Here is a 24,474-nt window from a genome sequence, read left to right on the forward strand (position 1 = left end):
TGTGCGCTTGCCGGGCCGCCGCAACCAATGGCTCGGCGGTCAGACGGCAAAGCGCACGCGGCAAACAGCACGTCAGGGCGCGCAGACGAGTTGCGTGTTCTGCAAGGGCTGCGCGGCGCTAGCGCCCGATGCGGCGCACGCACCGGAAGCCGGCGCCGCGACGATCGGCACCGGCGCGCTTGCGCCGCCCGCGCCGGCCGCAGCGTTGTTCGCGGCGCTGCTGGAGCCGCCGTTGCTCGCGTTGCTGCTCGAACCGTCGCCGCAGCCGGCCATCGATGCGCACAGCGCACAGAGGGCGGCAGCCGTCAGCAGGACGCGCACCGGTCCCCGGCGGTTGCTGGGTTGCGTTTGATGCGCCTCGCGCGCGTCAAACGCCGCATTCGTCCCGAGCGTTTTCGAAAAGGAAGCCGTTGGATTCATCGCTGGACTCCGGTCAGTGGGTAAGCGTGGACAGCGGCTGGCCCGAACCGAAGATCGACTGCAATTCGGTTTCGGTGACGACACGGGTCCACAGCGCGAGGTCGCTGAACGCCTGCACGTCCGGCGGCGTCGCGGCGCACTTGCCGACGGTGTACGGCGGCGTGTAGTTACAGGCGTTCATGTAGTAGCGGCCGGTGCCGTCTTCGTTCAGACCGAACACGCCGAGTCCCGGCAGCTTGGCGATGTTGACGCTCAACGATTGGCCCAGCACTTTCTGCTCGCCAAGCACCGGATCGAAGACGTAAGCGTTGATCTTCTTCGCGGCGGTATCGATCGTCAGCGCAAGATAGGTCCACTTGTTGGCGCTGACGTTCAGGCTGTTGACGTCGTTGCGCGTGCTGCCGTCGCCGAGATTGAAGCGGATGTTGCAGCTCGCGCTCGACCCGGGAAACAGGCCGATGGCGATGCCGGGATTGCCGCCCGAGTAATAGTTTTTGTTGGAGAACACCGGCGTGCCGTTGCCCGTGAGATTCGCGCACGAGGTGTAGAACCAGAAACCGATGGTGAATTGCGCGTGGGTCGTGACGTCGTTGGTCTGCGTGAGCTTGTAGCCATCGAAACCATTGCTGTCGACCGTATGCGTGTCGATCTGCAAGCCCTTGCCGCCGAACGGATCGGCGACCAGCGAGCCGCCGTCGGCGTCCGCGGCCCACGGTCCCATCGTGCTGGCGCTCAGGCGATCGACTGGCGGCAGCGCGCCGAACGGGTAGTAGCTGGAGAGGCCGTTGGTCAGCGTGGTTGCGAGCGGCGGCGGCGGGGGCGGAGGCGGCGGCGGTTGCACGTACACGACCTGGGTGATCGTCGCGAGCGGCGCGCTGCCGGCCACCACCGTGTAGTTGAACGGATAGACGCCGGTCGCCGTCAGGCCGAGCTGGCTGTCGGTATAGGTCGCGGTGCCCGCGGGCAGACTCGCGATCAAGGTGCCGTTGCGCAGCACGCTGATCGCACCGGTAGCAGGCGCGCTCCACGTGAGGACGAGGCTGGCGTTGTCGCTGCCGGTGGTGCCGAGCAGTTGCGATACGGGCGTGGCGCCGACGAACTGGCCGCCGTCGAGCGCATAGGTGGTGGGATCGGGCAGCAGGCCCTTGTAGGCGAGCAGCGTCGGCGTGATGTCCGCGATGCTCGCGCGCGTGTAAAGCGCGGCCATCGTGGTCGGCGCCGTGGTGTTGCCGAGGCGCGCATTCGGCGCCTGGTTCAGCGCGATGAAGCTGGTCGATTCAGGCGGCAACGGCAAGCCGTCGGTGCCGCCGGCCGCGTTCAGACCGTGACTGCTGGTCACGACGACGAGCCAGTTCTCGTTGCTGCGTTTCGCGGTTTCGGCAACGAGCGTGCCGAGCGCGGCATCCAGTTGCCCCAGCGTGCTTGCATAGTTCGCTGACGACAAGCCGTCGTTCAGCGCGGCGTCCTGCGCGGAGTGATACTGCGCGAACACCAGCGAGTAGCCGTTGTCGATCAGGTTCACGCTGTTCTGCGTGACGCAAGCGTCGACCGATGCGCAGTTCACCAGCGTATCGAGATTGCCAGCATTCTGATCCGGCGTCAGCAAGGCCGCGAGACCGCTCGAATCGACGGCTGCGCCCACCGTGCCGGCGCCCGCGGTCTTGAGCATCTGGAATACGGTGCTGCTGTGCGAGGCCTGGTTGGGCGCGTCGGAATTGATCTGGTGACGGTCGGCCCAGGTGCCGGTCAGAACAGTCGCCCAGCCCGGGGTATCGAGATTCGGTTGCTGCGACAGCGTGCCGTTCACGCCGCCGCTATATGCGGGCGCCACGGTCAGCTTCGCCAGATTGGGCAGTTTGCCGCCGGCGATACCCGCGCTCAGCGCGCTATACGTCACGCCGTCGAGTTCAACGAGCAGCATCTTTTTCGCTGCCGGCGCGCCAGGCGTAGCCGGCGTACCCGCGCTGGCTTGCGTGTTGCCCGCGCCGTTGCCGGAACTGCTGGCGCCGGTTTGCGATGTGCCGCCGCAGCCACTCAGCGCAGCCGTTGCGCCCAGCGCGCCGAGCAGCGCCAGGCCGCATGCGAATTGCACGACGGTGTGCCGTCTCATGTATGTCCCCTCTCGATGCCGATATGCGCCGGACCATCCGGCGAGTCGTTGCAACGATAGGGAACGCGGGCGACGCGGCTATGTCGTTTTGCGCAAGCTGGCCGATACCGGCATCAGCATTTTTTAGAGGCCGTTATTTGGAGGCCGTCGTTTAGAGACCGTTATGCGGGCATGCCGACGTTCGCCATGAAGGCGGTGATGAGACGCGAACCGGCCCGCGCTTCGAGGTAATACAGATATTCCTGCAGGACCGGTGCGTCGGCATCCAACGGCAGTTGTCGCAGATCGGGGTGCGCCGGCGCTTCGCCAAGCGGCATCAGCGTGCAGCCCATGTTGTGGCGAATCGCTTCGTAGATCGCCTCGCGACTGCCGATTTCGATCAGCTTGGCCGGCACCACACCAAGACGTTTGAGCGCGGTTTCGGTGGCCTCGCGGGTCCGCGAACCGGGTTCGCGCAGCAGCAGCGTATGCGCGGCGACGTCGGCGAGTTTGACCACTTTCTGCGCGGCCAGCGGATGCCGGCAATGTGCGACGACGACGAGCGGGTCGTCGGCAATCGTACGGCGTGCGAAACGTGGATCGTCGACCCGTTGCGACGACACCGCCAAATCGACGCGAAAATCGAGCAACGCATCGAGAATCTGCTGCGAGTTGCCGATCTCGACACAGATCTTGACCGCCGGATACTGCCGATGAAACGCCGCGATGGCCGGCAGAATGTAGTACGGCCCGGTCGCGCCGACCCGCAAGTTGCCGGCGGCCAGTTCGCGCTCGTTGCGCAGCGTGAAATCGATATCGCTCTCGGTTTGCTGCATGCGATCGATCAGCGGCATCAACGCAGCACCGGCGTCGGTCAGGTCGAAACGGCTGCCGCGCCGGTGAAATAGCTCGACGCCGTATTGCTTTTCCAGTTGCTGGATGCGTGCCGTGATGGTCGGTTGACTGACTTCGAGCCGCTTTGCGGCGGCGGTGACACTGCCCTGCCGGACGGTTTCATAAAAGGCAACCAGTAGCGGAGCAAGCATGGAAGGCCAAAGGCAAAGCTTCCAACGTATTACCGCGATGTGACAATGGCGTTACGAACAGCTTTTGATTTTGTAATGAATTGCAAGCGCCACCGCGCCGGCGCGGCAGCCTACGCGTGAGGTCAGCGGTCCACGAGGCTGCTGAGGTTGCCGCGCACTCGCTGCAGCAGCGCGATGAGCTGCTTCGCTTCTTCGTCGCTAAAACCGTTCAGTGCTTCGAGCGCGACTTTGTCGCCCACCTTGCGGGCCTTGCCGAGCGTGCGCTCGGCCTTCGGTGTCATCCGCACCTGACGCTCGCGGCGATCCTGGGGATTGGCGGTGCGCTCGATCCAGCCGCCCTCTTCCATACGGTCCAGCAGGCGTCCCGCCGAAATCGGCGCGACTTCGAGCAGGTCGGCGAGCCGCGCCTGGTTGACGTCGCCATAGTGGGCGAGGTTGGCCAGCACGCGGCACTGCGCGCGTGTCAGATCGACCGATGACTTCGCGAGGTCGTCGAAACGCTTGCCTGTCAGGCGTCCGACGTCGGAAATCAGAAAGCCGAAGCGTTCTTCGAGTTGGATGGTCATGGGCGGATTATACGAAGGCTTTCGTTTGTCATCATCGAAATGCGTGCCGAATGCGTACGCAAGGGGAACGCAACGGGCGCAATTCAGGCTCCGCATAATTCCTGGTGGGCGCCCGGGTTCGCGGCCGATATACTAAGCATGCTTACTATATCGAAGACCTCCCTCCCCCATGCCCTCCGATTCCACGCCGACGAGCGCCGCCGCACCGCTCAACCGGCCGATGATCACGGTCTCGATCATGCTCGCGACGCTGATCCAGACGCTCGACAGCACGATCGCCAACGTCGCGCTGCCGCACATGCAGGGCACGCTGTCCGCGTCGCAGGATGAGATCACATGGGTGCTGACTTCGTATATCGTCGCGGCGGCGATCGCCACGCCGTTGACGGGCTGGCTGTCCGACCGGCTGAGCGTCAAGCGGTTGCTGCTGTTCGCAATCGGCGGCTTCACGGTGGCCTCGGCGCTGTGCGGGTTATCGGAATCGCTGACGCAGATCGTCGCGGCGCGCTTGCTGCAGGGGATTTTCGGGGCCTCGCTGGTGCCGCTGTCGCAGTCGATTCTGCTCGACATCAATCCACGCGAAAAGCAGGGCCAGGCGATGGCGGTGTGGGGCATGGGCGTGATGGTCGGACCGATTCTCGGGCCCACGCTCGGCGGCTGGCTCACCGATAGCTACAACTGGCGCTGGGTGTTTTTCATCAACGTGCCGATTGGCGCGTTCGCGCTGTTCGGCGTGGCCACTTTCCTGCCCGCGCGTGAACCGAAGCACGACGCGAAGTTCGACGCGTTCGGCTTTGCCACCCTGGGTCTGGCCATCGGCGGGCTGCAGGCAATGCTCGACCGCGGCGAGCAGCTCGACTGGTTCGGCTCGCACGAGATCGTCATCGAGGCGCTGGTCGCGGCGATCAGCTTCGCCTTCTTCCTCGTGCATACGGCGACGGTGGGCAAGAAATCCTTCTTCAAGTACGAGCTATTGAAGGACCCGAACTTCGCGACCGGCACGTTCTTTATCTTCGTGATCGGCGCGGTGATGTACGCGACGCGCGCGTTGCTGCCGCCGATGCTGCAGAACCTCATGAACTACCCGGTCGCGACCACGGGTCTCGTCACAGCGCCGAGCGGCGCGGGCACCATGGTCGCCATGCTGTTCGCCGGGCGGCTGCTGAAACGGATCGATGCGCGGCTGTTGCTGCTCGCGGGCTTCCTGATCTCCGCGTTCGCGCTCTGGCAGATGATGCATTACACGATCGTGCTATCGGCCTCGGACATCGTCTGGCCTGGCGTGATCCAGGGTTTTGGCCTCGGTCTCGTGTTCGTGCCGCTGAGCGCGCTGACCTTCTCGACGCTGACACCCGAACTGCGCGCGGACGGCACCGCGACGTACAGCCTGATGCGCAATATCGGCAGCAGTATCGGTATTTCGATTGTGCAGACGCTGATGACGCGCAACACACAGGTCTCGCACGCGGACCTCGCCGCGAATATCACGCCGTTCAATCCGGCGATCCAGCCGATGCTCAACAGCGGTTCGAACTACGACCTGGCGGTGTTGAATGCGTCGATTACGCAGCAAGCGTCGATGATCGCCTATCTGAACGACTTCAAACTGATGTTCATGGCCACGCTGCTGGTCATTCCGCTACTGCTGTTGATCCGGCCGGCGCGCCAGGCGCCGGATGCTTCAGTTGCGCATGCGGCGATGGATTGAGCGCGGGCCTCGCAGCAGGCCTAAGCAATGCCGAAGCAGCGCACTCACCCTTCGATTCTTCCGCGCGTCACGCCCAGCAATCCCGCCATCGCCGCTCGCGCGGCCGTCGCATCACGGTCGCGAATCGCTTCGAACACCGCCGTGTGTTCGGCCAGCGACGCGTTGAACACGTCCGCGCGTTTTGCATTCAGACGTAGCTGCGCTTCGAGCGTGCGCTCGATCAGCGTGCCGAGCGGAATCAGTAATTCGTTGCTGCATGCGCTCAACACGCTCAGATGAAACTGCAGATCGGCACGGACCCATTCGTCGACGTTACGCGCCGCGACCATCGACGCATGCGCGGCGGTCAGCGCGCCAAAGGTGTCACCCGTATGCGAAGCCGCCGCGAGACTCGCCGCGTACGGCTCGATCATCTCGCGCATTTCCTGCAGCTTGAGCGCGAAGGCCATCGGCTCGGCGACGCGCGAATACCAGTCGAGCACATCGGCATCGAGCAGATTCCACGCGTGTTTCGGCCGCACCCGCGTGCCCACCCGCGGACGCGACTCGATCAGCCCTTTCGACGTCAGCGTGCGCAGCGCCTCGCGCAACACCGTCCGGCTCACGCCGAAGGTGTCCATTAACTCGGCCTCGCGCGGCAGGATCGAGTCGGGCGCATAGTCGCCACGCAATATCGCGGTCGCCAGCAGATGGGCGACACGCCCATGCAGATCGTGCTGAATAGCTTTCTCCCCGCAGCCTTTCGGCGCTATTGATATCGGGCCTGAGCCCAGAACGACCGCGATTATCCGGCATCCCGGCCAGCCAGCCTCTCCTTCGGTATATTGCCAATATTTGGCCAATAGTACTATTAATAGTACTTAAACATGCTTTTGTTGTAGCATGTGAATCCTCGAAATTGTCCGCATACGCAGACGCCCAGGCCGCAAGGAGACGCACACCATGAAAATCACCAAGCTCGAAACCTTCATCGTTCCGCCGCGCTGGTGCTTCCTGAAGATCGAGACGGACGAAGGCATCGTCGGCTGGGGCGAACCCGTGGTCGAAGGCCGCGCGCATACGGTGGCGGCTGCCGTCGAGGAGCTGTCCGACTATCTGATCGGCAAAGACCCGCTCCTGATCGAAGACCACTGGCAGGTGATGTATCGCGCGGGCTTCTACCGCGGCGGTCCGATCACGATGAGCGCGATCGCCGGCGTCGACCAGGCGCTGTGGGACATCAAGGGCAAGCATCATGGCGTGCCGATTCACGCGCTGCTGGGCGGCCAGGTGCGCGACAAGATCAAGGTCTATTCGTGGATCGGCGGCGACCGTCCGAGCGACGTCGCGAACAACGCGCGCGCCGTGGTCGAACGCGGCTTCAAGGCGGTGAAGATGAACGGCTCGGAAGAGTTGCAGATCATCGACACCTTCGACAAGGTGCAAGGCGTCATCAACAACGTCGCCGCCGTGCGCGAAGCGGTTGGGCCGAACATCGGCATCGGCGTGGACTTCCACGGCCGCGTGCATAAGCCCATGGCGAAGGTGCTGGCCAAGGAACTCGACCCGTACAAGCTGCTCTTCATCGAAGAGCCGGTACTGTCGGAAAACGCGGAAGCCTTGCGCGACATCGTCAATCAGACCAACACGCCGATCGCTTTGGGCGAGCGCCTGTATTCGCGCTGGGACTTCAAGCACATCCTGTCGGGCGGCTACGTCGACATCATTCAGCCGGACGCGTCGCACGCGGGCGGGATTACCGAGTGCCGCAAGATCGCGTCGATGGCCGAGGCGTACGACGTCGCGCTCGCGCTGCACTGCCCGCTCGGTCCGATCGCTTTGGCTACCTGTCTGCAGATCGACGCGGTGAGCTACAACGCGTTCATCCAGGAACAGAGCCTGGGCATTCACTACAACCAGGGCAACGACCTGCTCGACTACATCAAGAACCCCGAAGTCTTCAAATACGAAGACGGCTTCGTGTCGATTCCGCAAGGCCCGGGCCTCGGTATCGAAGTGAACGAAGAGAAAGTGCGCGAGATGGCGAAGGTTGGCCACCGCTGGCGCAATCCGGTATGGCGCCACGAGGATGGCAGCGTCGCGGAATGGTGATGGCGTAGTTGAACGCCGCCTGCGGGCGGCGTTTTCTTTGGCTCGCCCGCCGCACCTGCAGAAAAACCAGCAAGAGGACCCCCTCAGTGGAGACAACTCACCTTCGAACGCAAGCCACCGGCAAGCGCCACCGTTTGCTTGCAATGCTGTTCGTCACCGTCGTCATCACCTATCTCGATCGCAGCAATCTGTCGATCGCGGCAACCGCGATCGCCCGCGACCTGCAACTCGATCCGGCCCATATGGGTCTGGTGTTTTCCGCATTCGGCTGGTCGTACGCCTTGCTGCAGATTCCCGGCGGCATCCTGGTCGACCGCACGCGGCCGCGGCTGCTGCTGGCGCTCGTCATCGGGCTGTGGTCGCTGGCGACGATTCTGCAAGGCTTCGCCGGCACCTTCGCGATCCTGCTGTCGCTGCGCGTGCTGCTCGGCGCGCTGGAGGCGCCGGCCTATCCGACGTTGAATCGCGTCGTCACCACCTGGTTTCCCGACAGCGAACGAGCTCGCGCGATTGCCACGTACACGTCCGGTCAATATGTCGGGCTCGCGTTTCTCACACCCGCGCTCGTTCTCACGCAGGCGCATTTCGGCTGGCAGGGCGTATTTTTTCTGACCGGCGCGCTCGGGGTCGTGTGGGGTGGCGTCTGGTATGCCCTGTATCGCGAGCCGGCCGAAGCCTCGGACGTGAATGAAGCCGAACTCGAAGCGATCCGCGCCGGCGGCGGCCTTGTCGAACTGGGCGACGCGCGCCGCGCCCGCGCACGCTACACGGCCGCCGACTGGCGCGCGGTTCTCGGCAACCGCAAGCTGTGGGGCGTGTATATCGGCCAGATCGCGGTGACCTCGACGCTGTGGTTTTTCCTGACGTGGTTTCCCACCTACCTCGTCAAATACCGGCACATGGATTTCCTGAAGGCCGGCTTCATGGCGGCCGTGCCGTTTCTCGCCGCGTTCGTCGGCATTCTGAGTTCGGGGCTGCTGTCGGACTGGATGGTCAAGCGTGGCGTGTCGGTCACCGTCGCGCGCAAGGTGCCGATCGTGACCGGCTTGCTGTTGTCAACGGCGATCGTCGGCGCAAACTATGTCGAGACGCCTGCCATGGTGATCCTCTTCATGGCGATCGCCTTCTTCGGCAGCGGCTTTTCGTCGATTACGTGGGTGCTGGTGTCGTCGATGGCGAAGAAGGAGTTGCTCGGCCTCACCGGCGGCGTGTTCAACCTGATGGGCAATCTGTCGTCGATCTGCGTGCCGATCGTGATCGGCCTCATCGTCCGAAACGACGACTTCAAACCCGCGCTGGTGTTCATGAGCGCCGTCGGCCTGCTCGGCGCGCTGTCTTATCTGTTCCTCGTTGGGCGAATCGAACGGATCCGCTAGCCCGCCTTTCAAAGCGCTTTCCCGGCGCCTCGCCCGCGCGTTACGGCGGCGTGACGCGCGGGCCGTCGCAGTTACGTAACATCACGGACCGCAACGGCTTGAAACCGCACTTCCCAGCCTCTCCGGGCCGTTTCCCCGCATTGCGCAAAGCCTTATCCAGAAAGGCTTTGCCGCCATATGTCCGGCACCGGACATACACATGGCCCGCTCCTTGCTCAAATGTGTTCAAACAACACATGCAGCGGGGAACATCATGGGCGAATTCCTTCCAGACTATCTGATCCGAGAACAGGCCGCCGTCGGCGCGCTGGTGGTGTTCGGCGTGCTTCGCATCATCGGCGCGATGCTCGCCTACGAACGCGGCTGGCGCATTTCCGTGGTCGAAAAATGCTTTATCGCCGCCGCGGTGCTGTACTGCCTGCCGCAGCTCTTCGATCTGCTGACGCATATGTACGGCTCGCGTGCCGCAGGCGCTGAACTGGAAGGCAAGGCCGCGGGCTGCGCGATCGCACTCTTCTGCGCGCCAATTGTTGGACATCGGCTCGGCCTCGAATAATCGTGCTGATCGAACGGATGCTCACCATGCGACTGGGAAAGCGATCTGCAAGGTCCACGAAACCCGCGAGCCCCCTCTACCGCACTGGTGACGTCCTGACGCTCAAGTCCGGTGGACGCCCAATGACGGCCACCTGGACCGGGCCGGTGCTGTTCGCGCCGGGCAACTGGCTGATCTGCCAGTGGTTCGGCGACGACGGCGAACTGCAGCAGGAGATGTTTCCGGAAGAGACGCTGGAACGGGCGGACAACGCGCTCACTGCCTGAAAGGGCGGTAGGACAGCACCAGGGCAGTAACGGATCAGCCGGCCACCGCCGGGCGACCGTGTGTATTGCGCCGCACACAGTTTCCGTGCGGCGCTTTTTTTTGCTCTCAGCCCAACGCGGCGAATGCCGGCACGCTGTGCGACAACGCGGCCGCGGCGACGAACACGCCGATCATCGCCAGCGCTTCCAGATACAGCACATTGACGAAGGTATGCGCGTCCATCGTCGAGGCCGTGCGGCGCAAGCGCGGCAGCGCGAGAAAGCGGTTGAGTCCGCCGAGCACCAGCGCGAGCGCGACCAGCGTCAGCTTCAGCGTCAGCACGTGGCCCCACGTGCTCATCTGGATCGCTTCGAACGAGCCGCCCGAACCGCGCACGGCATTGAAGATGCCGGTGAGCAGCACCAGTCCGACCGCCACCACCGAGACGCTCGACACCTGCGTCGCCGTGCGGATCAGCATCCCACGGGCGGTCGACGTGCCGAGCGCGGGCAATACCGAAAGCCCCGCCGCCATTGCCAGCCCGCCCCACACGCTGGTGACCAGCACATGCAGCGTCTGCATGGCGATCGCCGCCGAGAGCGGCCCGGCATCGGCTGCATGCCCGAGCGACGCCTTGCCCGCCGCGATCGCGATCACCGCGAGCCACAACAGCGCATTGCGCAGCATGCCCGTATGACCGGCCATGGCCGTGCCCAGCAACACCAGCGCGCCGGCGAACGCCACGCTCCAGCCATAGCCGACATGGGTTTGCGTCAACACGGTCGGCACCACGCCGATGGCTGACGGCAACGCGACGCCGCTCATCGACGCCGCCTGATACAACAGCCAGCCGAGATCCGCGAGCACCAGCACGACGGTGGCCGTCAGCATCGACCGTTGCGCGCGCAACCAGGCGGGCCGCGCCGGCGCGATCTTGACCTGCGCGTCTTTCGCGAGCCACGCGCCGAGCAACGCCGAACCGACGGCAAATGCAAACGCGACATTCATGAGCGCGGCCATGGCGACCTGCCCGATCCACAATCCGTCCATACTCATTTGACGATGAAAGCGAAGTTGCCTTGCGTACGGTGGCCGTCCGTGGCAACCGCGGTCCATTGCACTGCGTAGCGGCCGGCCGTCAGTTGCGGCAGCGCCAGGTGCATCACCTTTGCATCACTTTTGTCGACTTGCGAGGCAGCCGGCGCGGCGGGCTTGCCGCTCGCGTCGCTCAGTTCGATTTTGCTGAAAGCCGGCTCGAGCGGCTCCGTGAAATGGATCGTCACTTCAGTGGGCGCGTCCACCTGGGCGTTCGCGGCCGGCTCGCTCGACATCAGATGGGCATGCGCGAAAGCCGTCGACGTCACGACCAGCGCGGCGGCGCCTGACATCAACGCACGCAGCGCCGGGCGGGAAAAATTGAATAGCTTCATGTAAGGCCGATAGCTTCTGGAAAGTAAAACGGTGGAGGTTGAGCCGCAGGCGTGGGTGTCGGACGGACGCCGGCGCCCGGAAGTGTACGCTTCGATGGCCGGCGCGCGCGTCGGTTCAACCTGTTTTGCCATCCAGATCGAGATGAGCGGCGCCCGCACCCGCAGCCGTTCGGACAAAATCGAGACGGCTGGCCCACTTGCCGCGCAGTGGCACGGCCGCGCGGCAAACTGTCGCATAGCTGTGACACCAGGAACCTTCTCTAATGTGGCAAATAGTCACCATCACCCTTCGATGATAGAATGCTGCGTCGCCGCAGCGCCGGCTGCCCTTCACACCGAGCCGCTCGAAGTTCGGTCAGGTCCCCGATTTTGATGGAGTTACGCGTGTCTTCAAGACGCATTTTCCGCCCGTTGCTTGCCCTTCTGCTGATCGGCTCCGCGGGTGTCTATAGCGCTGCGAAAGCGCAGACTCAACCGAAGGCCCCCGATACGATGGAAGCGCGCGTGCAGGGTTGCACGGCCTGTCACGGCTCGCATGGCCAAGGTACCGACAACGACTACTTCCCGCGTCTGGCGGGCAAGCCGGCCGAATATCTGTACAACCAGCTGCAGAACTTCCGTGAAGGGCGCCGCAAGTACCCGCCCATGAACTACCTCGTCACGTATCTCTCGGACGACTACCTTCATCAGATCGCCACCTACTTCTCGCAGCAGCGTCCGCCGTACCCGGCGCCGGCCAAGCCGACCGTGTCGGCGGCTATCGTCGCGCGCGGCCAGCAGATCGTGCTGCACGGCGACGCATCCAAACAGATTCCGGCCTGCGCGGCCTGCCACGGCAAGGCGCTGACCGGTATGGAACCCGCTATTCCGGGTCTGGTCGGCCTGCATTCGGACTACATCAGCGCGCAGCTGGGCGCATGGCGTTCGGGCTCGCGTCATGCCATCGCACCTGATTGCATGCACACCATCGCCACCCGTCTGACCGATGACGACGTGAACGCCGTCGCAGCTTGGCTTTCCACGCAAACGGCCCCACAAAACCCCGTGCCGGCTCCGGCCCGCTCGATGAAGACTCCGCTTGCCTGCGGCAGCGAACCGCAATAAGGCACCGGGAGAGACACTCAAATGAAACGCAAGTCTTTGTTCGCCCTCTCGGCAGTCGTCGTCGTTGCGGCTGCCGCACTCGTTCCCGTCCTGTGGTCGGGCGGCGACAACCTGCATAACGGCTCGGCTATGGCGGCAACGCCCGCAGACCAGGCCGCGCTGATCAAGAAGGGCGAGTATCTCGCCCGCGCCGGCGACTGTATCGCCTGCCACACGGTGCGCGGCGGCAAGCAGTTCGCCGGCGGCCTGCCGATGGCTACGCCGTTCGGCACGATGTTCACGCCGAACATCACGCCTGACGACCAGTACGGTATCGGCAAGTGGACGCAGGACGACTTCTACCGCGCCATGCACACCGGCCGTTCGAAAGACGGCAGCCTGCTGTACCCGGGCTTCCCGTTCACGAGCTACACGAAGGTCACGCGCGCCGACTCGGACGCGATCTACGCGTACCTGCGCTCGGTTACGCCGGTCAACGTGCCGAGCCGTCCGCACGAACTGAAATTCCCGTTCAACCAGCGCAACATGCTGATCGGCTGGCGCACGCTGTTCTTCCGCGAAGGCGAGTACAAAGCTGATCCGACCAAGTCGGTCGAATGGAACCGCGGCGCGTACCTGATCGAAGGTCTCGGTCACTGCGGCATGTGCCACACGTCGATCAACGCCATGGGTGGCCCGGTCAGCTCGGCGGCATTCGCCGGCGGCCTGATCCCGCTGCAGAACTGGTATGCACCGTCGTTGACGTCGAACAAGGAAGCCGGCCTCGGCGACTGGGACCAGAAAGACATCGCCGATCTGCTGAAGACCGGTGTGTCGAACCGCGGCGCGGTGTTTGGTCCGATGGCTGAAGTGGTTCACAACAGCCTGCAGTACATGTCGGACGAAGACATCAACGCGATGGCCACGTACCTGAAGACGATTCCGCAGAAGAGCGAGGCGCCGGAACCGCTGCAGCTCGAAACGTCGGAAAAGTTCGGTGGCGAACTGTTGAAGCAAGGTCAGAAGATCTACGCTGACAACTGCGCGAAGTGCCACGCGGACAACGGCCTCGGCATGCCGCCGAACTTCCCGCCGCTCGCGAACAACCAGTCGATCCAGATGCCGTCGGCGGTCAATCCGATCCGTATGGTGCTGAACGGCGGTTACCCCCCGAGCACGGCAGGCAACCCGCATCCGTATGGCATGCCGCCGTTCGCACAGGCACTGTCGAACACGGAAGTGGCCGCCGTCGTGACGTACATTCGTATGTCGTGGGGCAACCACGGTACGGCTGTGTCGCCGCAGCAAGTGTCTGATCTGCGTTCGGCGCCGCTCGACTAAGCAGCGTGTGACGCACCTGGGGCGCGGCCTGCGAATCACGCGGCCGCGCCCTTCGTTTTTTCAGGACCGGTATCATGTAGGGCTAAACCCTGATGAAACCGTGCGGGAGGAAAGAGTCGTGCATGTCGGTGAGCGTTTCAACAGCATTACCCATCTCGTCGGCGCCGTGCTGTCGGTGGCGGGGCTGGCTACGCTCGTGACAATGGGCGCGCTCGACGGCGACGCGTACAAGGTGGTGAGTTTCAGTGTCTACGGTGCAATGCTGTTCGTGCTGTATGCTATCTCGACGCTTTACCACAGCGTGCGCAACCCGCGTGTCAAAGCGGTTCTGCAGAAATGCGACCATTCGGCGATCTACCTGTTGATCGCCGGCAGTTACACCCCGTTCACACTTGTTACCTTGCGTGGACCATGGGGCTGGTCGCTATTCGGCGTAAGCTGGGGGCTTGCCGCTCTCGGCATCGTGCAGGAACTGACGCTCGGGCGACGCACCCGCAGCGTTTCGATGGTGCTGTATGTCTTGATGGGATGGCTCGCGCTCGTTGCCGTCCGCCCGCTGGTTCAAGCTTTACCGGCAGCGGGTACCGCCTGGCTCGTGGCCGGCGGGGTCATCTATAGCGCCGGCATCTACTTCTTCATCAACGACGAGCGCATCCGGCATGGACATGGTATCTGGCACCTGTTCGTACTGGCGGGCAGTCTGTGTCAATTCGTCAGTGTCGCGCGCTACGTCGCGTGACATCCCACGGCGGCGAAATGCAACTTAAGGCCAGTCAACGTGTCTGCATAGCGCGTTGAAGCATTCGGCACGCATTTGAGCGTGCCGCCGATTTCTCTGCGACCGGAACCGGGCTTCGGCCTCGAATGCGCCATACGGGCGTGTTCATGCCGTGCTTGTACCAGCTTGTACCTGCCTCGTGCCCATTTGGTGCCACCTGGTGCCGTTCGCGAAACTGCATTGCAAAGAGCATTTATGTCTTTTGATTCCCTCGGCTTGTCCGAACCGCTGGTCCGCGCTGTCCACGAACTCGGCTATACCACCCCGACTCCTATCCAGACGCAAGCGATCCCCGCCGTGCTCAACGGCGGCGACCTGCTGGCCGGCGCGCAGACCGGCACTGGCAAGACCGCCGGCTTCACGCTGCCGATCCTGCAGCGCCTGAACACCATGCCGGCCGTCACCACGGCGTCGGGCAAGCGCGCCGTCCGCGCGCTGATCCTCACGCCGACGCGCGAGCTGGCCGCACAGGTCGAAGAAAGCGTGCGCGCCTACGGCAAATATCTGAAGCTGAAGTCGACCGTGATGTTCGGCGGCGTCGGCATCAATCCGCAAATCGGCGCGCTGCGTAGCGGCGTGGACATCGTCGTCGCGACGCCGGGCCGCTTGCTCGACCACATGCAGCAAAAGACCATCGATCTGTCGCATCTCGAGATTCTCGTGCTGGACGAAGCCGACCGCATGCTCGACATGGGCTTCATCCACGACATCAAGCGCGTGCTCGCGAAGTTGCCGCCGAAGCGTCAGAACCTGCTGTTCTCGGCCACTTTCTCCGACGAGATCAAGACACTCGCCGACAACCTGCTCGACTCCCCGGCGCTGATCGAAGTCGCCCGCCGCAACACAACAGCGGAGACGGTCGCGCAGAAGATTCACCCGGTCGACCGCGACAAGAAGCGCGAGTTGCTCACGCACCTCATCAAGCAACACAACTGGTTCCAGGTGCTGGTGTTCACACGCACCAAGCACGGCGCGAACCGCCTCGCCGAACAGCTGACCAAAGACAGCATCAGCGCGCTGGCGATTCACGGCAACAAGAGCCAGTCGGCCCGTACTCGCGCGCTCGCCGAGTTCAAGGACGGCACGCTGCAAGTGCTGGTCGCAACCGACATCGCGGCGCGCGGCATCGATATCGATCAACTGCCGCACGTGGTCAATTACGATCTGCCGAACGTGCCCGAAGACTACGTGCACCGTATCGGCCGCACGGGCCGTGCAGGCGCGACGGGCGAAGCGATCTCGCTGGTGTGCGTGGACGAACTGCAACTGCTGAAGGACATTGAGAAGCTGATCAAGCGTCCGGTGCCGCAGGAAGTGATCGCCGGTTTCGAACCGGACCCGACTGCCAAGCCGGAGCCGATTCTGCGTCGTGGCCAGGGTGGTGGCGGCGGCGGTGGCCGTTCGCCGCGTCAGGGTCAAGGTGCGCCGAAACGCGACGGCGCCTCGTCTGCCAAACCGGCGCAGCGTTCGGGCCAGCGTCCGGCAAATGGGCAGCAGCAGCCGAAGCCGCACGGTGCGAAGCCGGCCGGCAACGGTGGCCAACCGCGCCGCGACGGCCAGCGTCACGACGGTCAACCGCGTGCAGCGGCGCACGAAGGCAGTGCCGCCCAACATGCGCCGCGCAAGCCGCAGGGCGCAAAGCCGCAAGGCGGCAATCCGGGTGCGTTGCTGGGTGGCGCCAAGCCGCGCAACGACGCGCCGCGTGGCGGCCAGCCGACGCGCAGCGGCCAACGCGGCCGTTAAGTTCCCCGCACTGCCTGCATGCTAGCCGTGGGTCCCACAGACTAACGGCTGGCCGCAGCGGCAGCTTGCTTCAGGTGCTCGATCTGCCGTTCCCATCGATCGAGCACCGCCTCCCCTTGCCCTTCCAGCTCAAACGTAATGCCGCTTGTCAGGCGCGCATAACGCACGCTCTGTGCCTCTGCCGTGTCGATCGAGCCGCTGAGGTACACGAGGCCACTGCTGTCGGCTGTCACGGCCGCTAACGGCGCCAAACGCAACTGCACCTGATAGAACGCCTCGTTGCAGACAAAGGTCAGCGCGGCCTGTCCGCTTTGCGCGATCACACCCGCCGCCCGAGCCTGTGGCCACAAAGCGATGCATAGCGAGCGCGAATCAGGCGCATACAACTCGCCGACGCCGAGCAACGACGTGCGCACATGGCCATTCGCATCGACGGTGAGCAGCGACGCGGTGAACCCCGCCTTGCTCGCCAGCGACGAACCGTCGAATAACGTGCGGACCGCGTCAGGCCATTCGTCGAACACGTTCTGTTCGAGCGGACGTTCGGGTGAAGGAAAATCGCTCATCGTATCGATCCGGTCAGAAACAGGTTGCGGGGGTTGCGTGCGTTGTCAGCATCGCCAGCGTTATCACGATCAATCATGCCTCGAAAAACGAATGGCCCGCTCGCGCGGGCCATTCATCTTCTTCCGTACGCCGTGCGTTCAGCAAAAAAACATCAGCGAAAGAACACGTGTTGCGTGATCTTGGCGAGCGGGTAATGCACCCCCGGCTGAATCCTGGCCGGAATATCGAGCGGCTTGAGCAGCATCTTCACACACATGTCCGCCGACAGATTACGCCGCACCAGTGCATTGATGCGCGCCGCGCGTTCGCGGTTATAGACCGAATCGTGCACGCGCTCCGGATAACGAATCGCAAAGACATGGCGCAACGCGATCTCCGAGTCTTCGTTCTTGATTTCCATCACGCGACGCATCAACGCGCCCAGAACCGCAAGACGCCCATTGCCCTCGATCTTGTTGTACTTCTTGAAGAACTTGAAAAAGTGCTTGTAGTGACGGACTTCGTCAGTGCGAATGTTGTCGGTGATCTGTTTGAGCACCGGCTCGTCCGAACATTCGCCGATCGCGCGATAGAGCGTGGCCGTGCCCGTTTCCACCACACAACGCGCGACCATTTCGAGCGCACGGGTCTTTTCGAAGTCTTCGACCGAGCAGGTCAGCGAATACTCTTCCATGAAATGGCTGAACGCGGTGTCCCAATCGAACTCCGGCCAGACGTAGGCGATATACGTCTTGAGGGCCCGGCCGTGCTGCATTTCTTCCGGCTCCCATTCCTGGTTGAGCCAGGCCGAAACTTCCGGGTCGCCGTCGAAAAAGGTACTCAGATTACTGGTGTAAAGATCGGTACCGCTTTCAATAAACGAAGCGGCGCACAGCAGAAGCAGCAGATCTTCGTTAGCCACTGCCTTCTGTCGATCTATGCGGGTGAGGTCGATATCCTCGATCCGCCAGGGCATCACATGGTTCAGCTCAGTGTGCATTGTGTTTTTGCTCCGAAAGCTGTATCGACTCGTGGAGCGCGCCCGGAACCGCCCGCTATTGCAAGGACGGTCCGCCGTGCCAGATACAGCGCCTTGATTAGAGTTAACCCCTTGTATCTTGCATCTTAGCCGGTGTTTAGCAACTCTGCAGATAACCCAGCACAGACCATGCCGTGCCGCCGCAGTTCCAATTTCACGGTAGTCGAATGCTTCGGTTGATTACAGACGAGGCAGGCAAGGCAAAAAAAAGCCAGCTTCGAGGAGCTGGCTTTGAGTTTGAATCAGGTGCACTTCAAGCGCGGCAAGGCCTCTTGCGAAGCACAACGGGCGCCGGCCGAGCCGTCACGCGAGCTGAACGCTTTCGAGGTGCCGGACACGCCGCATGCGCCACGCAACCACGACAAGCGACAAACCCGACAGCACTGCGGCAATCAGGACGTAGTAACTTGGCGCAAGCTTGTCGCCGGTCAAGTGAATGAAGGTCTCCACGATCGTCGGTGCGAAGCCGCCAAAAATCGTCACGCCAATGCTGTAACCGATTGAAAGACCGGTGGAGCGCACCTGGGTCGGGAAAATCTCGGACATCAATGCGGGCATCGGTCCGGAGTACGCCGCCTTGAAAATACCGGCCGTGCCTTGCAGAAGAAGCAGCCAGCCGATCGTCGGGTGCGATTGCAGCAAGGCAAACATCGGATAGATCAACACCCCCATCAGAATCGACGTCGTCAGCATGATGCGGATCCGGCCGATGCGGTCGGACAATGCGCCCATCACCGGCGAGAGCAGGAACTGCAAGCCGCCGTTGAGCACCACGACGCCGAACGACGCCGCAGCCGGCATGTGCAGCTGCTTGACCGCGTACATCGGCATGTAGAGCTGCAGCACGTACACACCGACCGTCGACTGCGCGACGATGCCCACCGCGAGCAGCAGGTTCACCCATTGATTGCTGAACGACGCGCTCTTTTCCTGAGGCAACGCCTGACGCTTGCCCGCGGTTTCCTGCGCCGCTTCACGTACTTCACGCGCTTGACGCAGCGCGAGAAACTCCGGCGTCTCGTCGAGATGCGAACGGATGTAATAGCCCACCGGTCCCACCAGCAAGCCGAAGATGAACGGCAGGCGCCAGCCCCAGCTATTGAGCTGCTCGGGCGGCATCCACGCGGTCAGAAGCGAACCGAAGGCCGCCGCGGTGATGGCCGCGAGGCCCTGGCTCGCGAACTGCCAACTCGCGTAATAGCCACGCCGCGAGGCGCTATGCTCGACCATGAACGCCGTCGCGCTGCCAAACTCACCGCCCACCGCGAAACCTTGCACGAGCCGCGCAAGCAGAATCAGGACAGGCGCCGCGATACCGATCGACGCATACGGCGGCATCACCGCCATCGTGACCGTGCCGACCATCATCAGCGCGATGGCAAGCGTAAGCGCCGCTTTGCGGCCCTTGCGGTCACCATAGACACCCAGCACGATCGCGCCCAACGGCCGCATCAGGAATGAAATGCCGAAGGTGGCAATGGCGAGCAATGTGGAGAGCCACTCGTCCTGCATCGGGAAAAACTGTTTCGCGATGATCGTCGCGAAGTAGCCATAGACCAGAAAGTCGAACCACTCGAGCGCATTGCCGACCGACGACGAAAACACGATACGCCGCACCATCGCTTTGGAAAGCGGCGCGGACGTGGAATGGGAAGAAGCTGTCGCGGTTTGCGACGTGGGGATGTTCATGATGTCTCCTGCCCTGCCTGATATTTGACACGCTGCAAGCGCCTGAGGCGCTCGATGCCCGGCTGCCGCGCGCCGTCCATTACGGTTTGCGCGTGACGCGTTGCTTTAATAGCTGGACGAGTTTGCTGCTCGACAATGCGTCATGCATCGTCAACGGATGCAGCGAGGCGCGGCGCTGCACATGCAACGCCGCGCTCCACTCGAAAACGTTCAGAACCCGGCTGCCAACCCGTCGCGACGACTGTCGCTCGCCGCCACGTAGCCACGGTCCGGATCGTTACGGTCGAGCTTCCAGATGTACTGGCCGGAACCGAAGTCCATGTAGGGATCGTCGACCGACTTGATCGTGTGACCCAGCTTCTGCAATGCCTCGGCGGTCTTCGTATCGAGCGTCGATTCGATGTCGATGGTGAAGTCGCGATTGACCTTCCAGCGCGGCGCGTCGCACGCGGCCTGCGGCTGCTGACCGTAGTCGAGCATCCGCACGATCGACTGCAAGTGGCCTTGTGGCTGCATATCGCCGCCCATCACGCCGAAGCTCATCACCGCCTCCTGCTTGCCGTCCACCTGCTGCGTGAGGAACGACGGAATGATGGTATGGAACGGCCGCTTGCCGCCCTCCACCACGTTCGGCGACTTCGGGTCCATCGAGAAGCCGCAGCCGCGGTTCTGCATGGCGATGCCGCTGTCCGGCACCACGATGCCCGACCCGAAGCCCATGTAGTTCGACTGGATGAAGCTGACCATCATGCCGCGCTCGTCAGCCACCGACATATAGATGGTGCCGCCGGCCTTCGGCATGCCGAAGTCGAACTGCGTGGCGCGCTTGTGATCGATCAGCTTCGCGCGCGACGTGAGGTATGCGTCGTCGAGCATCTGCTCAGGCGTAACGTCCATCGACCGCGGATCGGCGACGTAGCGGTAGACGTCGGCGAACGCCAGCTTCATGGCTTCGATCTGCAGATGCTGCGACTCGACGTTGTCGACAGCGAGTCCCTTCACGTCGAACTTTTCGAGGATACCCAGCGCGATCAGCGCCGCGATGCCCTGGCCGTTCGGCGGAATTTCATGCACGGTGTAGCCGCGATAGTCCTTGCCGATCGGCTCGACCCAATCCGCGCGGTAGTTGCGCAAATCGTCGAGCGTCAACGCGCCGCCGCCTTCGCGCGCAAACGCCGCGATCTGTTCGGCGATCTCGCCTTCGTAGTACGCACGCGGACCTTGTTCAGCCAGCTTGCGCAGCGTCTTCGCGTGACCGGGAAAGCGCACCAGTTCGCTCACTTCCGGCGCGCGGCCGCGCGGCATGAAGGTCTGCGCGAAGCCCGGCAGGTCCTTCAGTTCCGGCACGGCCGCCGCCCATTTGTAGGCGACGATGCTCGCCACCGCATGACCGCGCTCGGCGATTTCGATTGCCGGTTCCATCAGATCGGCGAACGGCAGCGAGCCGAACTTCTGATGCAGCGCTTCCCAGCCGGCGATCACGCCCGGCACCGTGACCGCGTCCCAGCCGCGCTTGGGTTGCTTCGCGAGACCATTTTCCTCACCGTACTTGCGCTTGAAATAGTCGACATTCCAGGCCGCCGGCGAGACACCCGACGCATTCAGGCCATGCAGTTTGCTGCCGTCCCACACCAGTGCGAAAGCGTCACCGCCAAGCCCGCACGACACCGGCTCGACCACCGTGATCGCGGCGGCCGCTGCGATTGCCGCGTCGACGGCATTACCGCCTTTCCACAACATCCGCAGGCCGGCTTGCGCGGCGAGCGGATGCGAAGTCGAAACGATGTTGCGCGCGAATACAGGCAGACGCGGCGTCGGGTAGGGGTTTTGCCAGTTGAAGCCAGTCATGTCGAACACTCTCGAAAGCGCGGCCCGGCGCGTTCTTGAACGCCGGAAACCAAGGGAAACGGGTGAAACTCGGGTAAGGCTCAGGTAACACGCGGGGTCATACGCGGAACCATGGATTGCAGCGCGATCCGGCACAAAAAACAAATTCATTTATCAAATGAATAAATGCACAAATGATCTGAATAGGCCGCACCGATGTCGCCCGGAGTCCGAACGCTGACGCACGAGTTGGCAGACAAGACGCACGATGGTCTTACAATACGCTCACCCTCGTTCACGCATCACCCGTTTTCCGGCCAGGCTTTTCGCGCCGGCGGCGGGCAGCGCCGATAAAAACCCACGACCCGAGACACATGACCCGAGACCCCCGCCTGACTCTCAACGCCCGGCAACAGGAACTGCTGGAGTGGGTGCAACGCGACGGCTTCGTGACCGTGGACGACCTCGCGGCCCACTTCGACGTGACGCCGCAGACGATCCGCCGCGACGTCAACTGGCTCGCCGACATGAACCTGCTGCGCCGCTATCACGGCGGCGCCAGTCTGCCGACCAGCTCGGAGAACGTCTCGTACACGGCGCGTCAGCGGATGTTCCATGAAGAGAAGCGGCGAATTGCGGCGCTAGTGGCCACTCACATTCCCGATCAGGCCTCCCTCTTCATCAACCTCGGCACTACCACTGAGGAAGTCGCACGGGCGCTCAACCGGCATCGCGGTTTGCGCGTAATCACCAATAATCTGAACGTCGCCAGCATGATGAGCGGCTATCCGGATTGCGAAGTACTGGTGACGGGCGGCATCGTGCGGCCGTGGGACAAGGGCATCGTCGGCGAACTGGCGATCGACTTTATCCGGCAGTTCAAGGTGGACTTCGCGATCATCGGTACGTCGAGCATTGAAACTGACGGCACGCTGCGCGATTTCGACACCCGCGAAGTGCGGGTGGCCGAGGCGATCATCCAGCATGCGCGCACCGTGTTTCTCGCCGCCGACAACTCCAAGTTCGGTCGCCCGGCGCTCGTGCGCCAAGGTCATCTCGACCAGATCGACGCGCTTTTCACCGACGCCGCGCCGCCCGTCGAGATGAACGAAACGCTCACTGCCGCCAACTGCCAGGTGTATATCGCCGAGTAGTCCAGGTGTCTTCGGCCATGTTGCAGTGCACGCAATACTTCGAGTGAAATCAAGGATTTGGCCGCCGCCCCAAACCGCCTCTGAACGAGCCAATTGTCAAAGGGAAAATTTACTGGAACCCCTTTGGTGTTTATCTGGCGGTTGACTACACTCCAGTTCCCCAGCGTCCGTTCCGCGCTACGCGGCGCGCTGGCAGTGTGAACCTGTGTGTATGAGCCGTACCTCCCGCCTGATCCTCTAGCGGACTTCACTGGCATCGTGCCAGTCGCCGGCAAGGCCGTCCGCGTTAGCTTGACATGGAGAGAACGATGCTGAGTCCGCATGAATTCGCCACGTTGTTGCTCGTCAAGGACGCCCCCAATCAAGTCGACATGGAGCGAGAAGAACTCGATGCCCTGCTGGAACGCCAGTTGGTGCAACTCGAGCGGCTCGCGTCGGGCAACGAACAATGGCGCGTGACCGAAACCGGCGACAGCGCACTTCGTGCCATCAAGCGTTTCTCGTAGTACGTTGGACTTTGAAGCGGCCGCCTGAACGGCCGCTTTGTTGTGTCCAATTCATTTACACTGTAAATTTACGCGACGGACTTCCTGCCCTCGCGCATGCCCAAAACACTCTCCTCCGACGACATCCAGCAGTTTCGCGAAGCCATGCGGCGCGTGGCCGAAAATGCGTTCGCCACCCGCGGCGCGCAAGGCGTGACGATGCGCGAACTGGCGAAGGAACTGGGTTGCAGCGCGATGACGCCCTACCGCTATTTCCGCGACAAGGACGAGATTCTGGCGATGGTCCGCACGGCGGCGTTCAATCGCTTTGCGGCGCGGCTCGAAGCCGTGGCGAAGCAGGCCTCCTCGACCGACCGCTACGCCCTCAGTGACGCCTATGTGGCGTTCGCGCTCGACGAGCCGCACGCCTACCGCCTGATGTTCGACCTGGCCCAGCGGGACGATGCCTACCCGGAACTCGCCGCCGCCTCGCAACGCGCCTGGCAGATGCTTGGGACGCACTTCGAGAAGCTGGTCGCCGCCGGCATTCTGGAGGGCGATCCACACTTGATCGGCTATGCATACTGGGCGAGTCTGCACGGGTTCACCATGCTGGCGCTGGCCAATCAGTTGCCGTTGCCACAAGCGCAGCAAGCCGCTGCGAGCAGCGCGCTGACGCGTGAAGCCGTGTTCGCGCAGATTCGCCGGATGCTGTGGCGCGGCGCGCAGCCGCAACGCGGCTAGCCCTATGTGGGCCTCGAACCAGCCCCGCACACAGTGAACGCCGGTATCCCGATGACAAGAACGGGACAAAGAGAACCAGAGGCGGCGCTCAGCCCGCGCGCAAGGTCGGATCGGCCGCCGCACGCCAGCTCAACGCCCTGGCTCGCTGGTCGGTGAAGAACGTCACCCACTGATTTCGCACCTGCGGATCGGTACTCGCCCCTTGGCTCGCATAGCGCTGCGCAAGCGACGTCTGGAATGCGCAGTAATCGTCCTTCGATAATTTGCCGCGCCGGTTCGCTACATACGCATCGAACAGCGTCGCGTAGACGTTTTGCGCGTCGTTGCCGTAGTCGACCGTCTGGGCGCTGCACATCTGTTGCAACGATGCGAACGAGGGTGCGCCCATCGTCCCGTTCAGGCTCGGCGAGCTGATGCAGCCTGTCAGGAGTGCAACGCCGCCGATCATCCAAAGTCCACGCATGAATTCACCTCGAAATGGCTACTTTCGAGAGTATCGTCCGTGGCCGCGCGTTGC

At 63.1% G+C, this 24,474-nt stretch carries 24 protein-coding genes; 12 read left to right on the forward strand and 12 right to left on the reverse strand.

Going from position 1 to position 24,474, the window contains the following annotated elements; all coding sequences use genetic code 11:
- Positions 1 to 72: 72 nt before the first annotated feature.
- From BCY88_RS38925 to BCY88_RS38940, 4 genes are all read right to left on the reverse strand, one after another.
- Positions 73 to 420 (reverse strand): hypothetical protein, encoded by a 348-nt coding sequence (locus BCY88_RS38925; RefSeq protein ID WP_259461675.1) that lies wholly within the window; start codon positions 418 to 420, stop codon positions 73 to 75.
- A gap of 13 nt (positions 421 to 433) precedes the next feature.
- Positions 434 to 2,530, reverse strand: a complete 2,097-nt coding sequence (locus BCY88_RS38930; protein ID WP_120349387.1) for a LamG-like jellyroll fold domain-containing protein — start codon at positions 2,528 to 2,530, stop codon at positions 434 to 436.
- A gap of 161 nt (positions 2,531 to 2,691) precedes the next feature.
- Positions 2,692 to 3,555, reverse strand: a complete 864-nt coding sequence (locus tag BCY88_RS38935) for a LysR substrate-binding domain-containing protein (protein ID WP_120349388.1) — start codon at positions 3,553 to 3,555, stop codon at positions 2,692 to 2,694.
- Positions 3,556 to 3,677: 122 nt separating this feature from the next.
- Positions 3,678 to 4,121 (reverse strand): MarR family winged helix-turn-helix transcriptional regulator, encoded by a 444-nt coding sequence (locus BCY88_RS38940; protein ID WP_120349488.1) that lies wholly within the window; start codon positions 4,119 to 4,121, stop codon positions 3,678 to 3,680.
- A 169-nt stretch (positions 4,122 to 4,290) separates the two neighbouring features.
- Here BCY88_RS38940 and BCY88_RS38945 point away from each other — a divergent pair, with 169 nt between their 5' ends.
- Entirely contained in the window at positions 4,291 to 5,829 is a 1,539-nt protein-coding gene (locus BCY88_RS38945; RefSeq protein WP_120349389.1) for a DHA2 family efflux MFS transporter permease subunit, read from the forward strand.
- A 44-nt stretch (positions 5,830 to 5,873) separates the two neighbouring features.
- Here BCY88_RS38945 and BCY88_RS38950 read toward each other — a convergent pair whose 3' ends face one another.
- Entirely contained in the window at positions 5,874 to 6,581 is a 708-nt protein-coding gene (locus BCY88_RS38950; protein WP_183081558.1) for a FadR/GntR family transcriptional regulator, read from the reverse strand.
- A gap of 190 nt (positions 6,582 to 6,771) precedes the next feature.
- Between BCY88_RS38950 and dgoD the strand changes: the two genes are divergently transcribed.
- From dgoD to BCY88_RS38970, 4 genes are all read left to right on the forward strand, one after another.
- Positions 6,772 to 7,920, forward strand: a complete 1,149-nt coding sequence (gene dgoD, locus BCY88_RS38955; protein WP_074765636.1) for a galactonate dehydratase — start codon at positions 6,772 to 6,774, stop codon at positions 7,918 to 7,920.
- 86 nt (positions 7,921 to 8,006) lie between these two features.
- Positions 8,007 to 9,296: an MFS transporter gene (locus BCY88_RS38960; RefSeq protein ID WP_404935766.1), complete on the forward strand. Its 1,290-nt coding sequence runs from the start codon at positions 8,007 to 8,009 to the stop codon at positions 9,294 to 9,296.
- A gap of 253 nt (positions 9,297 to 9,549) precedes the next feature.
- Complete coding sequence (locus BCY88_RS38965; RefSeq protein ID WP_120349391.1) at positions 9,550 to 9,852, forward strand: hypothetical protein; 303 nt, start codon at positions 9,550 to 9,552, stop codon at positions 9,850 to 9,852.
- A 26-nt stretch (positions 9,853 to 9,878) separates the two neighbouring features.
- A complete protein-coding gene (locus BCY88_RS38970) occupies positions 9,879 to 10,118 on the forward strand; it encodes a YodC family protein (protein WP_120349490.1) in 240 nt (79 codons plus the stop codon).
- A 106-nt stretch (positions 10,119 to 10,224) separates the two neighbouring features.
- On the opposite strand, the gene BCY88_RS38975 is transcribed toward BCY88_RS38970, so the two are convergent.
- Both BCY88_RS38975 and copC read right to left on the reverse strand, forming a co-directional pair.
- Positions 10,225 to 11,154, reverse strand: a complete 930-nt coding sequence (locus BCY88_RS38975; RefSeq protein WP_120349392.1) for a CopD family protein — start codon at positions 11,152 to 11,154, stop codon at positions 10,225 to 10,227.
- Entirely contained in the window at positions 11,151 to 11,528 is a 378-nt protein-coding gene (gene copC / locus BCY88_RS38980; RefSeq protein WP_120349491.1) for a copper homeostasis periplasmic binding protein CopC, read from the reverse strand. The genes BCY88_RS38975 and copC overlap by 4 nt, the downstream gene beginning before the upstream one ends.
- Positions 11,529 to 11,900: 372 nt before the next feature.
- On the opposite strand from copC, the gene BCY88_RS38985 reads away from it, so the two are divergent.
- The 4 genes from BCY88_RS38985 (at position 11,901) to BCY88_RS39000 (ending at position 16,473) form a co-directional block, all read left to right on the forward strand.
- Positions 11,901 to 12,632: a c-type cytochrome gene (locus BCY88_RS38985; protein WP_120349393.1), complete on the forward strand. Its 732-nt coding sequence runs from the start codon at positions 11,901 to 11,903 to the stop codon at positions 12,630 to 12,632.
- Positions 12,633 to 12,653: 21 nt separating this feature from the next.
- The gene (locus BCY88_RS38990; protein ID WP_120349394.1) at positions 12,654 to 13,952 is read left to right on the forward strand and encodes a c-type cytochrome; all 1,299 of its coding nucleotides are present in this window, start codon (positions 12,654 to 12,656) and stop codon (positions 13,950 to 13,952) included.
- A gap of 118 nt (positions 13,953 to 14,070) precedes the next feature.
- The gene (trhA, locus tag BCY88_RS38995) at positions 14,071 to 14,691 is read left to right on the forward strand and encodes a PAQR family membrane homeostasis protein TrhA (protein ID WP_093635539.1); all 621 of its coding nucleotides are present in this window, start codon (positions 14,071 to 14,073) and stop codon (positions 14,689 to 14,691) included.
- Between the two features lie 234 nt (positions 14,692 to 14,925).
- Positions 14,926 to 16,473, forward strand: coding sequence for a DEAD/DEAH box helicase (locus tag BCY88_RS39000; protein WP_120349395.1), 1,548 nt, complete (start codon positions 14,926 to 14,928; stop codon positions 16,471 to 16,473).
- 41 nt (positions 16,474 to 16,514) lie between these two features.
- Here the strand turns inward: BCY88_RS39000 and BCY88_RS39005 are convergent, their stop codons facing one another.
- From BCY88_RS39005 to BCY88_RS39020, 4 genes are all read right to left on the reverse strand, one after another.
- A complete protein-coding gene (locus BCY88_RS39005) occupies positions 16,515 to 17,039 on the reverse strand; it encodes a hypothetical protein (RefSeq protein ID WP_120349396.1) in 525 nt (174 codons plus the stop codon).
- Between the two features lie 152 nt (positions 17,040 to 17,191).
- Positions 17,192 to 18,019, reverse strand: coding sequence for a ferritin-like domain-containing protein (locus BCY88_RS39010; RefSeq protein WP_120349397.1), 828 nt, complete (start codon positions 18,017 to 18,019; stop codon positions 17,192 to 17,194).
- Positions 18,020 to 18,361: 342 nt separating this feature from the next.
- A complete protein-coding gene (locus BCY88_RS39015; protein WP_120349398.1) occupies positions 18,362 to 19,747 on the reverse strand; it encodes an MFS transporter in 1,386 nt (461 codons plus the stop codon).
- Between the two features lie 210 nt (positions 19,748 to 19,957).
- The gene (locus BCY88_RS39020) at positions 19,958 to 21,595 is read right to left on the reverse strand and encodes a gamma-glutamyltransferase family protein (RefSeq protein WP_120349399.1); all 1,638 of its coding nucleotides are present in this window, start codon (positions 21,593 to 21,595) and stop codon (positions 19,958 to 19,960) included.
- 353 nt (positions 21,596 to 21,948) lie between these two features.
- Between BCY88_RS39020 and BCY88_RS39025 the strand changes: the two genes are divergently transcribed.
- From BCY88_RS39025 to BCY88_RS39035, 3 genes are all read left to right on the forward strand, one after another.
- Entirely contained in the window at positions 21,949 to 22,728 is a 780-nt protein-coding gene (locus BCY88_RS39025) for a DeoR/GlpR family DNA-binding transcription regulator (protein WP_120349400.1), read from the forward strand.
- A gap of 308 nt (positions 22,729 to 23,036) precedes the next feature.
- Positions 23,037 to 23,234, forward strand: a complete 198-nt coding sequence (locus BCY88_RS39030) for a hypothetical protein (protein WP_054034465.1) — start codon at positions 23,037 to 23,039, stop codon at positions 23,232 to 23,234.
- 96 nt (positions 23,235 to 23,330) lie between these two features.
- Positions 23,331 to 23,957, forward strand: a complete 627-nt coding sequence (locus tag BCY88_RS39035) for a TetR/AcrR family transcriptional regulator (protein WP_120349401.1) — start codon at positions 23,331 to 23,333, stop codon at positions 23,955 to 23,957.
- An 88-nt stretch (positions 23,958 to 24,045) separates the two neighbouring features.
- Here BCY88_RS39035 and BCY88_RS39040 read toward each other — a convergent pair whose 3' ends face one another.
- Positions 24,046 to 24,420, reverse strand: a complete 375-nt coding sequence (locus tag BCY88_RS39040) for a hypothetical protein (protein WP_120349402.1) — start codon at positions 24,418 to 24,420, stop codon at positions 24,046 to 24,048.
- Positions 24,421 to 24,474 lie beyond the last annotated feature (54 nt).

It is taken from the genome of Paraburkholderia fungorum (assembly GCF_003610895.1).
GTDB lineage: Bacteria > Pseudomonadota > Gammaproteobacteria > Burkholderiales > Burkholderiaceae > Paraburkholderia > Paraburkholderia fungorum_B.